This is a genomic window from Blautia sp. AF34-10, from assembly GCF_003477865.1.
In the GTDB taxonomy this organism is placed as follows: domain Bacteria; phylum Bacillota; class Clostridia; order Lachnospirales; family Lachnospiraceae; genus Fusicatenibacter; species Fusicatenibacter saccharivorans.
This window is the reverse complement of the sequence record NZ_QUED01000002.1, coordinates 67,192-82,702: the sequence shown is the minus strand read 5'-3', so window position 1 is coordinate 82,702 and position 15,511 is coordinate 67,192. Positions and strand designations below refer to the sequence as shown.

Here is a 15,511-nt window from a genome sequence, read left to right as displayed (position 1 = left end):
TTAAATGGTATCCATAAATGTTCTTTCCACTTTATTGAATAACACAATTCCAAGTACAAATAAGATCATTGTGCTTCCCCACCCCACTCCATAGTATCCTGCATGAAAATATCCTGTTCCGAAAAAAATATAGCGGAATGAAGTGATGATCGGCGTCATTGGATTCAGCATATAAATCTTCATATATTTTTCAGGTACAAGCCGCAATCCATATGCAACTGGCGTTCCATACTGCCATAATTGTAATCCAAAGCCTATCAGCATCGCCAAATCACGATATTTTGTTGTAAGCGCTGAAACAATAATTCCAACTCCCATCGCCAGCATCATCATCTGAATGATCAATATTGGAAATAGAAAGAGATACCCGGACAATCGAATTTCCATTTTCCCTTTCCATATAAAATACAGCAAAAAAATCAAAAACATGGCAAATTGAATACCGAAGGAAATCAAATTAGATATGGTTGACGCTGCCGGAGATACCAGCCTTGGAAAATATACCTTTCCCATAATAGAACTGTTTGTTATAAATGTGTTTGCCGTACTGCTGACCGTCGATGAAAAATAGCTCCAGCAGATCGTACCTGCCATATAGAACAGAAATGCCGGAATTACGGTTTCTTCTGTCGCTTTCACATCCAGCGTAGTCAGGTTTGCCAGTGAACCAAAAATCACAGTGAACACTATGGTTGTTAACAGGGGCTGTATCACCGCCCACAAAGGCCCTAAAATTGTCTGTTTATATTTCGAAATAAAATCTCTTCTCACAAATAAAAAAATCAGGTCTCTATACTCATATGTTTCCTTTAAATGAAGATTGATCCATTTTGAATTTGCCGTAATAACTGTTTTAAATTGTTGTTCCATCTTTTTCTCTCTAACCTTAAACTTTGATTTTTCTTATAAATATTTTGATTCTTTTCGGTATCATGGAACGAAGTTTTCTCACAAACAGAATTCTGTTTCTTCGTTTCTGATACCACCGTTCCACACATGCATAGTTCTGTTTTTGCAGTTTCATTACTTTCTCCCGCTGCCGTTTCAGTGCAGACGGCTGTACCAGCTGTGCATTATATTTTGCTGCCCGCTGATAAGATGACGGATATTTTATAATGTTACTTCCATATTTCGCAAGCATAGTCCTTCCCTGATCATTATTCACAATCAGACAGGAGACTCCTTTTTCTTTCTCTATTTCACCTCCATATTTTTTCAAATATTCCGGGTGCACCAGCTCTATCCCCCAATAATCTCCTATGGTAATATCACCCTGACGATATTCTGATGCAAACGGACAAAAATAGCAGCTTTTCCGGTATGTGTATCCATTTAAAAACATTTGATAATAGGAGCTTTCTTCCGGTTCAAAATATCTTTCTTTCTGACTTCCATCCCTGTTCTCCAATATCATTTTTCCGTATAACTTCCACCCGCTGCTTTTATCTCGAAAATAAAATCCTGCTATTTTTTTTCCTTCTTTCGATTCTATGTATCCTAAATAATTCTGGAATAATTTTGCGCTCGGTACACCATGACATATAATTTCTATTGTATATAAATTTGCATACGTTCTCTGAAGGTATCCTCTCAGTCCTGCTATCTGACAAGGCGTTCCACTAAACAACACAGTCTCGTTATGTTCCATATGCCGCTTAATTTCAACATATACATTTTCCAAATTGCTTTGTACATATTTTGAACCCTTTAATTTACAAAGTTCCTCTATTTTATCTATCCCGATATGTTTTATTACTAAGTTTTGGTTTTCATAAAGCATAGCACATCCATAGACAATTCCTTTTCTTTTTAGCACTTCCTGCGCCAGCACGGTAAAGATTCCCCCCGAAGCATTTTCTTCCAGATCAGCGTCCTTTGCCTGTGCCGCATACGTTTCTTTTCGTGATTGCTCTTTTTTCTCAAAACTGCAGACTTTTAAACATTTTCCGCACTCCGTACACTTCGATTCATCTATTTTAGGATAATCAAAACCATTTTCATCCTCTTCCATGTAAATCGCATGTCTGGGGCAGCATTTACTGCAGGCTCCACATCCACAGCAATTTGTCTCATTCTTTTCGGAAATTATATTTCTCATTTACCCTTTTCCCTATTCTAATGCTTCTTTTATTGCTTCAAGCTTTCGATACTGATATCTTGTGTCCGGTTCCAGAAAAGCACCTTCTCCCCATTCATTCCATGCATTAATAAATATTACCGGCTTTTCCTCTTTCCGTGCTCTTTGTACCAGTATTTTCATATATTCAGCAAACTTTTCTACGGAAAATCCACTGACCATAACTCCATGTTTATTTCTTGGCGTATTATCCCAATCCACAAAACACCCCGGCCAAAAATTTTTCTTCCATTTCGCATTTAAAATCAAATCCCATATCTCATCGTAAAAATACATTCCCAGACTCTGCTCTTTCTTCCAATACATTCTTCCTTTCTTCTTTCGACATTTTCGATAAAACGACACCATTTCCTCTCCACAAAATTTTCTGATCAAAGAAATTTTTCTGCTTGTTCCAGGTAGCTCCTGGCTTTCGATATTTCGTGAATATACAGGCTCAAATTCAATTTGATAATCAAAAATATCGTTTCTGTAATACATATCTGAATAATACGCCGGAAATTGAAATGCCAGACATAAATCCGGAAAGCCTTCTTCTTTTGCTCTTCTTCTAAAATACGATGCCATCTTATAAATATCGATCATTTGTTCCGGCTTATAAACAACGAGCAATGGGCGCCCATCTACTGTTATATATCGTTCATCTTGAAAAAAATTCAGCAGATACTGAAAGTGCCGTTCCCACTCTTCTTTTCCGCCATAATCCTGCTCCATGATGATTTCCTGATCTCCACCATCCCAGTTCTTACTCCAGTTTTCATTGGCCCAGCAAAAGCAAAATGGGATCTCTATTTTTTTGTTTTTCAGCATTTGTTCCGCCGGTTTTTCCAACAACTTCTCACCATGTTTAAACCAATAATGATAATAGCAAAATCCGAAAATCCCATATTTTTTTGCCAGATTACTCTGCCAGATCTTTACCTGATCATCCATTAAATCATAATAGTTAAGGTCCAGTGGGATTTTGGGCTGATCATGCCCGGAAAATAATGCTTGTGCTTTTCGTACATTTGTCCATTCGGTAAACCCCTTGCCCCAGCATTGGTCGTTCAATGGTATTGCATGAAACTGAGGCAGGTAAAATGCAATCAGCTTAACTCCTTTCCCATCCTTAACTTCTGCCATTTTTCTTCCCCTCACCTTCTGTTTTTTCCATGATTTTTTCAAAACATTCCAAAAGACATCTCAAACGAGTTTCAAACTGAAAGCTCACACCGCTTTTCTTCTGAATCTCAGCAATTTTTTTGAGTCTCTGATATCTTAATGCACGAAATTTATAAAATTGATATATGCCTTCTCTCCCATATCGTTTCCAGAAATACGTCATCGTTCCATTTATTCGAAGGGTGAATTGTTTTTCATTAAAATCATGCTGTTTCTCTAAAGTCGCTCCCTCCAGATGAATAATCTTTGCCTGTGGTATATTATAAATTTTTTCACCTCTTTTTTTAATTCTCCAGGACAGCTCTTCCTCCTCTGCATACATAAAAAAATCCTCATCAAATCCTCCCAACTGCTCAAAGAGTTTTTTCTTCACCATCATGTCTGCCCCAAATATATAGGCAACTTCTATCTTTTGATTCGTATCGTTAAAATCTTTTCTTCGTATCTGCAATGCAGGATGTTTTCTGTATAATTTTTGTTCTGCTTTTGACAGCATCAAATACCGCCAGGATGCATATCTCTTTTCCGTTCCCAAATCATCAAACCTTAAACAAAAAGACGGACACGGCATTCTCTCCGGTGTATATAAATTTCCGCCTGTACATCCCATATCTGGATTGTTTTTCATCTCTTCCCATAAAATTTTTACTGCATTGTTCATCAAAACCGTATCGGGATTAAGAAAAAATACATAATCCCCCGCTGCGTATTTTGTTCCCAGATTGTTCGCTTTTCCAAATCCAAGATTTGTTTCTGCCTCTATCATCTTAACGCTGTTTTCAAATTCCGCCTGTAATCTTTCTGCTTCTTTGTTCTTTGATGCATTATCCACGATAATAATCTCAAATTTTACATCCGCAGTTTGTTGAAATATTGAATTGACACAATCGATTGTTAAGTCTATGGAATTGTAATTAACAATAATAATTGAAACATCCATACGCTATCCTTTCCATTTTATTTTTTTCTTTATGCTCTCATACCTCTCTTTCCTAAAATACTTCTGCATATTCTGTTCGGCAGATGAATCATACAGTCCATATTTCTTAGATATTTTCTTTTTTTCTTTTCTTTTTCTGTAAGCCATGATGCTTCAAAATGATGAATCGAATATGTATTATCTGTCAATTCACACTTATGACTTTTCCAATTGATCGGGCAGAAATACTCTGCTGGATAAATATGAAACTTACAAATTTCCTGTTCCACATTTTCTTTCTTCATTCCCAGTTTTACCAGTGCCGCTGTGTTATAATAAGGACACGTTTTTAAATTTTCTTTTTCCTGCTCAGCAAAATCAATCTCTTTATAAATATCCATCATCGCCTTCACGACCGGATGAAAAGCAGATGCGCCAAACCCCTGTCCCGTATTCACATAAACCTCATCACATTCTTCATCCACTTTCTTCTCAAATCCGATATAGCCATCTGTTTCTAACAAATCATCCAGTGATCGAATTAGTTCGACATCCGTATCAAGATAGATTCCTCCATACTGGTAAATAATATCCAGTCTGGCATAATCAGATACAAACCCCCAGCGTTTTGCCTGATACGCCTGCTCCATATATTTATTTTTATGAACATCATAATTCTTGCTGTTCCATTCCATAATTTCATAATCCGGACAATATTTCTGCCAGCTCTTAATACATTCAATTACCAGCAATGGTTTTTCGTTTTCCCCAAACCAACAATAATGAATTTTTTTCGGTATCATATAAACTCCTGGCAATAAATAGAATATTTTGCATAATCTTTATTTAAAATTGCTTTTGCAAGAAAATAATATCTGTCCTTTTTTTTCAAATACTCTTTAAAATTAGTACAGACAAATTCACATTCCCCTGCAAATACAGCCTTTTTTATTTTTTCCGGCAGCATAACAATCCTCCGGCAGGTAAATACAATCTGTCTCATTACCCTTTGATAATTCTCGTAGTCAAAAGGAATCTCCATTTTCTTTTGAATCTCAGCCATTAACAGCATAATCCAATAAGAATCTACTCTTTTTGGATTTTCATCATGCTTCTGTGTAATACTCTCTCCATGAATTCGATATGCATACACTACATCAGACAAACAATCCACTTTATTCGCCATTGGAAAAATCACAGCTCCGATAATTGCATCCTCATACCAATAGCCCTCCGGAAATTTCAATCCTTCCCACAGTTTTGCTTTCATCACCTTTAAACAGGGGCCTCCCCAATATTGATTTCTTTCTTTTGGCAAATGTTCTTTTTTTATCATTCCAAGAAAACCATTTTTATCAAAGCGATAGCCATTTCCCTCTACAATATCCGCATCTTCCAGATACGCTTTTGACAGCAAACACTCTATTGCATTCGGTAATAAAACATCATCCGAATCAACAAACATAATGTATTTGCTTTTTACTCTTTCAAGTCCTGCATTTCTTGCACCCGAATACCCTTTATTCTCCTGCCGAATAACTTCTACACATGGATTTTTTATGTATTGATTTAAAATTTGCCCGCTTCGATCCGTCGATCCATCGTCAATTGCAATTATCTGAAAGGAATATTTTGTTTTTTGCAGGACGATCGACTCCATACATTCCTTCAGCCAGTTTTCCGAGTTATATACAGGCACTATAATCGTGAGATCATATCGAATCTCTCTGCTCCTGTTTTCAGAAAATACATCCGGCGACACGGGCGGTGCAACATCCATCAGTATTCTCTTCGCATCCTGTGAAGAAAGTGTAATCTTTTCTTCCCGTATCTCATAAGCAATCCATGCCGCTATTCTTTTAAAAATCATTTTCAACCTCCCTTTAAATCAGGCTGAATATCCACCACCAGTTTTTCTTTATCATATACAACAATATTTTTTGTTTTTCGGGCACATCAAATTCCTGTATTTTTAATGGACATCTTCTCACTACAGGATCGTTCAGTAGTTTCCTACAATACACTTTTCTCTCACTCCTGTCTGTCATTTTACCTCTTTCCTTCAGTCCAACTAATATAACAAACCATGTCAGCCAGTTCAATTGCTGCTCAAAACAATACTCTTTTCTATTTTTGAATTCTATCTCTGCATGTTCTATTATTTTCTTACACGATTCCCATCTTCCCTCTCGAAATGATTTCGAAATAGAATCTGGATTATACCAGTAATGATAAATTCCGGCTTCTTCTTTATAGTAAAATTTTTGTGTACATAAAATCACTTTTGCACTGAAAAGGATGTCTTCACTAAACTTAATCTCTTCGAAAAAAAATATCTGATTTTTCTTCAAAAAATCCGTTCTATACAATGCTCCCCATGCCCCAACAACAGGTCCCAAAGTTAATTGCCTCGTAGCCAGCAGTCTTGGATATATTTCTTGTAAAATTCTCTTTCTATCATAAATTCCTCCCTGCATTTCTCTTACTGTTTCCACTCGACATGGAACATTTCTTTCCATCCCTGGCCATTCTGTCCGAAATGCTCTATATCTGACGAAATCTACCTGATATTTCTGCGCCAGCTCATAGAGCTGCTGCAGACCGTCTTTTTCCAGCCAGTCATCACTGTCCAAAAAGAAAATATATTTTCCAGTTGCCACTGTTATTCCCCTGTTTCTTGCAGACGCAAGTCCTCCATTTTTTTTATGAATCACTCGCACTCTTCTATCTTTTTCCGCATATTGATCACATAAAACCGGACTCTGATCCGGTGATCCATCATCAATCAATATGATTTCTATATTTTCTACCGTTTGATTCCGCACGCTGTTTACACAACGTTCTATGTAGGCTTCGACGTTATAAACGGGGATAACAACAGATATTATCGGCCTATTCATTTTTCTTTTCTCCTGTTATTTTCGCTAAATATTCTTCTGCTTCTTTCCTCTCTTTCTGCAGGATGAACTCGATCCTTTGCCAGTTTATCTTTTTTGCTGTCTGCAGTTTTTTCACATGATCCATCTTCCTGTCCTCCACTCCAAATACTTTCAATAAATCATTCACCCGCGTATTGATACGTTCTTTTCTTTCGATCACAAAAAATTCTTTATGGAAAATTATTGCAAACACTGTTGCATGAAATGAATTAGAAACTACAGCTTCCGCATTTAAAATTAAATTTACAAATTCCAACGGCCCAATATCTGCACATACTTTGTCACAGATTTCTGTTTTAAAAACCGACCAGATCTCTGTTTTTGTTTTTTTAGAAATTTTTTCCGCAATTTCCTCTGCCACGCAGTTTTTATCAAAATCATAAAGCAGCACATACTTTTTATTCGTCTCTGTTTCCGGCAATATTTTTTTCCACTGACACTGTTTCAGCAAAAAAACGGGATCACAATTTCTTTGAGACTGAAGTCCCATTTGCTTCACCAATGCAGCTCCTGTCTGCTCTCTGACCGAAACAGCATCAAAGGATTTAAGCCATTCCTTCATACGCTGTCGGTCTTCTTCTTTTAACGCATCAACTGCAAAACTCGCCGCATACGATGCCCTTCTTCCCTTTTCCGTAAATTGCAGAAAGAATGCAGGATCTTTTCCATTTGGAAAGATTGGATTCCATATCTGATCGCTCCCTGCCAGATACAGGTCTGCTTCTTCTATATTTTTTAGTTCTTCACACGTTCTATATGTTGTATCTGTCAGTTCTAACGCATTTTTCCGGAAAGCATCAAATCTATATTTTCTTTTACTGAATAATTTTTTTATTCTTCCTGGCATCTTCACCAGCAAATAAATCTCTCGAATTCCTGCCCTGTCATATTCTGGATTATTTACCGCTTTCAGACTATAATGCCTGCTTAGGTAGTCCGGCTTATAGTCAATAATTTTTACCTCATGACCGCGGTCTTTCAATATTGCATTAATGCATATGCCTGTAAGCTTGCGCCTGCATTATATACATCATGGCAAGTGATAATTCGTATTCTCATTTCTATCCTCTGCAAATACACTCTATTTTGTTGATTTCCTGCCTGTTAGAATAATCCTTTTTCCTGCACTCCTGCACCAGCTTTTCAAGCCGTTTCGGTTCCCGTAATATTTCACTGATTTTTTCTCCACACGCTCTGTTTTCCAGCGGCACTATGATTCCATCTATTCCGTTTTTCAGCTGACTTTCTGCTGTTGGATATCCCGTAATAATCACCGGTTTTCCAAGCATTTGAACTTCCCTTACAGCTACACAATTCCCCTCATATCTTGATGCTGCACATAAACATCACACGCCCTGATATATGGATATGGATTCTCTTTTTTCCCCAGAATTTTTACATATTGTTTCATTCCTGTCTCACATATTCTTTTACGGATTTGCTTTTCATTTTTTCCAAAACCAATTAAATACCAGGTTACTTCCAATCCATTCTGCCTGATTTGCCGACAGATATCCGGCACATTATCAAAATTTTTAGCATAGCAGAACCTGCCAATTGACAATATTTTTATCCCCGATGCATTCATTTCTTTTTCCACCGAAAAACTTTCTGCCTGTCTTTTGATGAGCTGTTCCGGCAAAATATTTTTTATCAATATCATTCTATTTTTTAATGTAGGAAATTTCTTCAAAAATTCTTTTGTAACTGCCTCTGAGATAGATGCGATATAATCATATGCCTTCCACATTTTTGTTTCGGATAAAATATCAATCTGCACCTGGGAATAGTCCGTATGGATCCATGCGATCTTTTTCTTAGCATTTACTTTCTTCGTTACAATATAATGTGGTGTCAGAAAACTTACCGCCAGATCATACTCCTTTTGGGGTTGTATTCGCGGCATAAAAGGGCTGGTATATTTATGGCTGTATTCTAAATTCACATCACTGTCTCGGTAATTATGCTTATGATCATAAATCACCGCCGCTGTTTTTCCATATAACCTTGCCATTGTTAATAAAACATGTCCCTCTTTTAAAGTTGCCTTCATTGGGTGCGCCAAAACTGTATACGCAGCTTTTTGCGGAAGCAGATGGACTTTATCCGGAATCGCATCCATTAATTCTCCTTCCTGACGAAGCAAAAAAAGATCTATTTCCCATTTGCTTTCATCCAGTGCTTCTAAAAATCCTATCAGACTTCTTTCCGCACCACCCAATTCCAATGCATGTGATACAATTAACATTGTTCTCTTCATATTCGAAACCTCTTAAATACATCTACTCCCCAAATCCTATGAATCGGTCTTGTTATCTTCCCTCGTAATTTTTGTGTCTTGTTCATCCAGGATGCCGCATACCAGTGAATAGAAACCGTATCTGCTGTTTTTTCCAGCTTTCCCGTTGCACTGTCATATGGATTCAAAACATTCACCGGATACACTGCCGCTTCCCATATTTTTTGTTTCTGCCCATTCTGTTTTAAGCCTAATGCTGTCAATGCTTTTGTATTCAGTTCCGGACACATTCTTACTCCATTCTTTCCATCCAGCAGCACATCATATTCCTTCAGCATCGCCTGAACCACTGCTCCATGCGCAGCGGATCCAAATCCCAGTCCCGTATTTACATACCGCTTATTTTCAAATCCGAAATATGCATCTTCCTGCAATAGCTTTTCCAGTGGCCGAATCACTTCCACGTCTGTATCCAAATAGATCCCTCCATACTTTTCCACCGCCCAAAGTCTGACATAATCGCTTAAATATGCATACTTTTTTTCCGCATAGCACATTCGTGTATATCCATTCATGTCTATGTCAAAATTTTCTTCATTCCATTCGATCATTTCATAGTCCGGGCAATACTGATGCCAGCTTTCTATGCACTTTAAAGCTAATCGGGATTTCTTCCCTTTCCCAAACCAACAATAATGTATTTTCTTCGGTATCATGTATCCATCCCTTTCTATCACATCTTTTATTCACTGGTTATCATTCCTGCATTGCTTTCTAATTTTCTTTTATGAAAATAGTCATAGACTTTCTCTGGCAAAATTCCCACAAGAATTGGCCGCATCGTATATAGGTATCCGCTTATCGGCAGCCCCAGTTTTCGAATCGCTATTCCTTTTACGTAGGCCTCATTTATTCTGTATCGAAGCTTTCTTCTCTTATATGCTGCTCTGTCATCCCGCATGAGATAAAGCTGTTTTGGAATATTTTTACCTCTGTATCCCGCCTCATACATTTTTATCCATAAATGATAATCTTCTACCCGTAAAATACTTTTTTTCTCTGTGTATCCATCCACTGCATCGTATGCTTCTTTTCTTACCATACATGGTGCATGGCAAAACGGAGATCCATACAGAAAATCCTTTTTCTTTGGATATTCCGGATGACTTATCTTTCCCCATATTCCTGTTTGATCAAAATATCCCATATCTGTGCTTACGATTGAAATTGTTTTCTCTGTTTCCAATGTTTCATATTCAGCCGCAAATCGTTCCGGCAGACAGATATCATCCCCATCCATTCTTGCAATGTACTTTCCTTTGGCCACTTTCAGACATCGGTTCAAGGTATAATTAAGTCCCCTGTTTTCTCTGTTTCTCAGTAAGATCATTTTTTCCGGATATCTTTTCCTATAAAGCTCTGCCACTTCGTACGTTGCATCGGATGATCCATCATCGCACATAATCAACTCCCATTCTTTCATTGTCTGGTTTAAAATCGATTCAATTGCTTCTGACAGCGTATCCGCACAGTTATACATTCCCATAATTACACTGATCTCTGGATTTTTCATATAAGCCCCCATATAAAATGCATCTGATAATAAAAGAATCCAATATATCCCAAAACAGCAGCACTTTTTATAATTTTCGCCGAATTCTCTGTAAAAATATTTTCCATTTCCCAGGGAAGCAAAATGGACGCAGAATACACAGATCCATAAGAAATCAGCCGTCCTATGAATATACCGGAAGTTTTCATCGATACAACTGCAATTCCACTTGTTAGGATTGAGAAGTTTGTCATAATGTTAACTACCGGGTTATCCGCTTCTTTGATCTGCCTGCGTCCAACCACAGAAAAAATCATAGGAATAGAATAGACGAATACTCTGATTGGATTGGTTCCATTATCCTCCCACTCTTTCCAGTCCGTTACCATATTAGAATACTGTGTATTTGACAGCGCATCGTTCATCCCATCTGTAAACCTGTTTACAAATATCAGTATTAAAATGCATCCTAAAATACACAGCACACTCTTTTTATTCCATGCTTTCCCCTGCACAATAAAGATAATCGGTACCATAAGAAGCGCTGACGCATGGAACGTTGCCCCTAACAGGATAATTACTGTCAATGGTACATATTTTCTTTTCAGAAGCAATGGAAATCCCGCCATAATAATTGCAATTGCCAAAAACTGGCGAATACCATTCTGACACCAGGACATGTAATCCGTTCCTGCAACAAAAATAAATATACTCATCCAATAGTTTTCACTATATTTCCGGTAGATAAATGCCATGCATAACATTTGTATTGCAGCTATGATCAGAAAAAAACAAACAGATGAATTTCCAATAAAGCTTTTTAAAACCACCATGAAAACGGAAAAACCTTTATCTTTTTTTATTCCCTGAAGATAGAATGGGAGCTCAGCTAGCCTATTCGGTGCTTCGCTGAAAACTCTCCGGTATGCATAGGTGTCTCCAAAATTATCAGATCGTAATGCTGCTGCTATTATGTACGGAATCACCAGCAGCACCGCCGGTGCCATCTGCCATCTTTCTTCGATCCTTCCCATAACGATCTCCTGCTTTTTCGACAGAAATCTTGTCAGAATTATCCCTGCTGTCAAAATCCAAATTAATTGAAACCAATAGTTCGTTATGGACATCTTTCACATCTCTCCTTTTGTTTTACTAAAAGTCTCTTTTTTCATCCTCTCGCAGACTCTGCACTGTTTTCTCCACCACAACTTCTTTCCGAAACTCTCTCTCCATCTTCTCTCTCCCTGCCTGTCCCATCTGCTCTCGTTCTTCTCTGCTGCAATGCAGCATCTCTTTCATTGCGTCATACAGCATCTCTTTATTTTTTACCTCAACCAGCAGACCGCTTTTCCCATTTTCTACGCTCTCCCTGCACCCCGGAATATTGCTTGTGATGACTGGGCGGCCTGTGGCGGCGGCTTCTAAAAGGACATTACTCATTCCCTCATGGTAACTGGGGAGCACTACGCAGTCTGCTTCTATGTAAAACGGACGTGGATCCGACTGAAAGCCGTAGAAATGGGCGATGCTGTGTTTTTCCAGTTCTTTTACCTGCTCTTTGTATTCATCTTCAAAAAAACCAACCAGATCAAGGACAAAGTTTTCGTTTTCTTTTTTCAGATGCCGGACAGCATAAAACAGTTCGTCGATTCCTTTTTCTTTCATAATTCGTCCAAGATACAGGAAATGGATTCGTGTGTGCTTCGGATAAGGCTGCATTTTGTATCTTTCCAGATTAATTCCTGCCCCGGCCAGGACGATCTGGCGATCGGCGGATATGATTTTTCTTTTACAAAATTCACTGGCATTTTCTTTGTTTTCAAAAAAGACGTATTTCACTTTTTGGAACGCTTTTCGATATAAAATTGTAACAAGCCCAGTTAAGACTGGTTTTTGAAATGCTGTTCCCAACCCCTGTACATTGGCATAATACGGAATTTGCTTTTGGCCGCTGAGCAGGCCTATGTAGATATTCGGTTTTATGGAATAGGTGAGTATAAGATCTGGTTTCACTTTTTTCAGCAGACGCTCATAATCCCATAGCAGCTTTGCTTCCGTAAATGGATTCACCCCACGGCGGTTCATGGATATTGGAATGCACTGGATTCCCATGTTCTGGAAATCTTCTTCATGCCCGACAAATGGCATCGCCAGAATCACTTCATACTCTTTCTGCAATGCTTCCGCCAGTTCTCTTCGAAACTGCCAGAACATATACGAATGGTTTGTTACAATCAGAAGTCGTTTTTTCATTGCTCTTTCCCGTTTCATGTAATATCCCGCATCTTTTAATTACTTATTTCATTATTTCTTTTGTAAATTATATCATCTTCCCATTAATATGCAATTACTTTTTTCATTATTTTCCAGTAATTTTCTTTCGTTTTCGACAGCCTCCACTCTGCTTTTACTTTTTTCTTCTCTCTTCCCCATTTACTGCCATCTGTTTTCCATCATTCCCTCATGAATTCCATCCTGCCGCAGTACCGCGCCGGCTGTCTTACAGAGGCATTCGAGATCCATTCCTAATGCAATGTGATGCACATAATATCCGTCCAGTTCCGCTTTCTCCCGGATCGGAAGTTCATCCCGCCCATGGATCTGTGCCCAGCCGGTGAGGCCCGGACGGACACTGTTTGCGCCGTACCGCTCCCGCTCAGAGATCAGATCCTCCTGATTCCAGAGCGCCGGACGCGGACCGACGAGCGCCATGTCGCCTTTTAAAATATTGAAGAGCTGCGGCAGCTCATCGAGGGATGTTTTCCTGAGAAAGCGTCCGACTCTTGTGATAAAGAAATCGGGATGGTTCAGCAGATGTGTCGGCATATCATGCGGCGTGTCGATACGCATCGTGCGGAACTTGTATATGTAAAAATACTGCCCGTTCCGGCCCACCCGCTTCTGCCGGAACAGCACCGGTCCCGGAGAATCCAGGCGGACTGCAATGCCGACTCCCAGCAGCAGCCACGATAATGCTGCCGTTCCCACAAGCGCCAGCAGACGGTCCAACAGATTTTTCAGATACTTTTGATAAACTCCTTTTTTCTTCTCCCTCATGCTTTTCCTCCCTGCTCCCTTGCTGTCCGGTCACTGTTCCGGCGTTCCTTCTCTTTCCCATAGCCGTACTTTCCGTAACCGTAACCATATTTTCCATACCCGTAGCTGCCATAGCTGCTGTATCCGTAGCCCGTCGTGCCCTCCTGCACGCCGTTCAGCACATAGCCGCAGACCGGAATCTGCGAATCCTCGAAAAATTCCAGCGCGCGCCGGACTTCCCGGTCTTTCGTTGTTCCCTGATGTACCACGAGAACTGCTCCGTCGGCAATTCCGCCGAACAGTGCCGCATCCGAAAGCACTCCGCACGGCGGCGTGTCGATGATCAGAAGATCGGCCTCTTCTTTCAGGCTTTCGATCATGGTCTTCATCCGTACCGAGCGCAGCAGCCCTGCAGGATTCTGCGTGCTTCCCGCTCCCGGCAGGATTTTCAGCGTCAGATCCCGGCAGTCGGTAAGTGCCTCCTCCCAATCCATCTGTCCCTTCAGCACGGCAGCAATTCCACGCTCTTTCCGTCCGATCAGTCCCATACACTTCATCACCGAAGGATTCCGCAGATCTCCGTCCAGCAGTACTACGCGGTATTTCTTCTTCGCGAACGCCTCCGCCAGGTTCACGGCAACCGTCGTCTTTCCCTCCCCCGGCACGGCACTCGTCACAAGAAGGACCGGGCAGTCACTTTTTCCGATTATTCTGTCCTCCATCCTTGTCCGGATCAGCTGCACCGCCTCTTTGAAGGCATCCGGCACTTTTGGATTGCAGATGGTAATGGTCTGTTCCTTTACGCTGCTTCTTTTTTTGATCTTCGCCTGCGGCAGATTTCCAAGGAATGCCGCATTCGTCAGCTTCTTAATATCATCCGCCCAATGGATGGTTTTTCTTGTTCTCACATAGAGGAACAGCAGCAGGAAGGCCGCTGCAAGTCCTGCTGCTGCACCATACGTGCCGGCCCGCAACGCATCCTGGCTGTTAACCGGCACTGCCGGAACACCGCTTTCATCCACCACCGTCAGTGTCGTCGCACCAATGATATACTCTGCCACCTCCGGATAATTCGTGATAACGGATTTCATCACCCGATACGCCGTCTCCGGTGACGCGTCCCGCACACGGATAGTAAAAAGATTGGTATTTTCCATCACGCTCGCCTGAATTTCTGATGTCACCGCCCCGATTCCAAGATCCCGCGCTACAACATCCTTCAGTACGCCGCTTGTCACAAGATACGGAAAGGTCTTTCCAAGCTGCTCTGCCGTTACATTATCGTAATAAGAATAACCGACCGCACGGTTCGATCCGACCACGAACGATGTATATGCCTCATAAACCGGCTGATACCGCAGCTTTGCCGTCAGAAAGGAGCCGCCTCCTGCAAGGATTACAAGTGCCAGCACACCAAAGAAAAATTTCTGGAACGCCTGGAAATACTCCGCCAAAAAGGCGATCAGATCTATTTTCTCTGGTTCCGCTGCGGAATAGGTTTCATACGTTTCTCTGTTCATGCTCT

The 15,511-nt window shown here is 40.0% G+C and carries 14 protein-coding genes and 1 pseudogene; all 15 read right to left on the bottom strand.

The window, feature by feature from the left end:
• The 15 genes and pseudogenes from DWZ60_RS01660 to DWZ60_RS01590 all read right to left on the bottom strand — a co-directional run bounded on the left by DWZ60_RS01660 (position 1) and on the right by DWZ60_RS01590 (position 15,506).
• Entirely contained in the window at positions 1–870 is an 870-nt protein-coding gene (locus tag DWZ60_RS01660) for an ABC transporter permease (RefSeq protein ID WP_117804739.1), read from the bottom strand.
• A gap of 16 nt (positions 871–886) precedes the next feature.
• Positions 887–2,098 carry a Coenzyme F420 hydrogenase/dehydrogenase, beta subunit C-terminal domain gene (locus tag DWZ60_RS01655; RefSeq protein ID WP_119221164.1) on the bottom strand — a complete coding sequence of 404 codons (1,212 nt, stop codon included), beginning with the start codon at positions 2,096–2,098 and terminating at the stop codon, positions 887–889.
• Between the two features lie 12 nt (positions 2,099–2,110).
• Positions 2,111–3,262: a glycosyltransferase WbsX family protein gene (locus DWZ60_RS01650; protein ID WP_117804741.1), complete on the bottom strand. Its 1,152-nt coding sequence runs from the start codon at positions 3,260–3,262 to the stop codon at positions 2,111–2,113.
• Positions 3,249–4,241: a glycosyltransferase family 2 protein gene (locus DWZ60_RS01645; RefSeq protein WP_118719291.1), complete on the bottom strand. Its 993-nt coding sequence runs from the start codon at positions 4,239–4,241 to the stop codon at positions 3,249–3,251. The genes DWZ60_RS01650 and DWZ60_RS01645 overlap by 14 nt, the downstream gene beginning before the upstream one ends.
• Positions 4,242–4,270: 29 nt before the next feature.
• Entirely contained in the window at positions 4,271–5,023 is a 753-nt protein-coding gene (locus DWZ60_RS01640; RefSeq protein WP_119221163.1) for a glycosyltransferase family 32 protein, read from the bottom strand.
• Entirely contained in the window at positions 5,020–6,090 is a 1,071-nt protein-coding gene (locus DWZ60_RS01635; RefSeq protein WP_117804744.1) for a glycosyltransferase family 2 protein, read from the bottom strand. The genes DWZ60_RS01640 and DWZ60_RS01635 overlap by 4 nt, the downstream gene beginning before the upstream one ends.
• 13 nt (positions 6,091–6,103) lie before the next feature.
• A complete protein-coding gene (locus tag DWZ60_RS01630) occupies positions 6,104–7,120 on the bottom strand; it encodes a glycosyltransferase family 2 protein (RefSeq protein WP_055220466.1) in 1,017 nt (338 codons plus the stop codon).
• The gene (locus DWZ60_RS01625) at positions 7,113–8,153 is read right to left on the bottom strand and encodes a polysaccharide pyruvyl transferase family protein (RefSeq protein WP_279220302.1); all 1,041 of its coding nucleotides are present in this window, start codon (positions 8,151–8,153) and stop codon (positions 7,113–7,115) included. Before DWZ60_RS01625 ends, DWZ60_RS01630 begins: the two co-directional genes overlap by 8 nt.
• 67 nt (positions 8,154–8,220) lie before the next feature.
• Positions 8,221–8,747, bottom strand: a pseudogene (locus tag DWZ60_RS20560) (glycosyltransferase).
• 668 nt (positions 8,748–9,415) lie between these two features.
• Complete coding sequence (locus DWZ60_RS01615) at positions 9,416–10,114, bottom strand: glycosyltransferase family 32 protein (protein WP_173827143.1); 699 nt, start codon at positions 10,112–10,114, stop codon at positions 9,416–9,418.
• Between the two features lie 26 nt (positions 10,115–10,140).
• A complete protein-coding gene (locus DWZ60_RS01610; RefSeq protein WP_119221161.1) occupies positions 10,141–10,971 on the bottom strand; it encodes a glycosyltransferase in 831 nt (276 codons plus the stop codon).
• Positions 10,968–11,984: an EpsG family protein gene (locus tag DWZ60_RS01605; RefSeq protein ID WP_158576265.1), complete on the bottom strand. Its 1,017-nt coding sequence runs from the start codon at positions 11,982–11,984 to the stop codon at positions 10,968–10,970. The genes DWZ60_RS01610 and DWZ60_RS01605 overlap by 4 nt, the downstream gene beginning before the upstream one ends.
• Before the next feature lie 118 nt (positions 11,985–12,102).
• Complete coding sequence (locus DWZ60_RS01600) at positions 12,103–13,221, bottom strand: glycosyltransferase family 4 protein (RefSeq protein ID WP_243038173.1); 1,119 nt, start codon at positions 13,219–13,221, stop codon at positions 12,103–12,105.
• 162 nt (positions 13,222–13,383) lie between these two features.
• The gene (locus tag DWZ60_RS01595) at positions 13,384–14,007 is read right to left on the bottom strand and encodes a sugar transferase (protein ID WP_117804751.1); all 624 of its coding nucleotides are present in this window, start codon (positions 14,005–14,007) and stop codon (positions 13,384–13,386) included.
• Positions 14,004–15,506, bottom strand: a complete 1,503-nt coding sequence (locus DWZ60_RS01590; RefSeq protein ID WP_158576264.1) for a polysaccharide biosynthesis tyrosine autokinase — start codon at positions 15,504–15,506, stop codon at positions 14,004–14,006. Before DWZ60_RS01590 ends, DWZ60_RS01595 begins: the two co-directional genes overlap by 4 nt.
• Between the last annotated feature and the right edge of the window lie 5 nt (positions 15,507–15,511).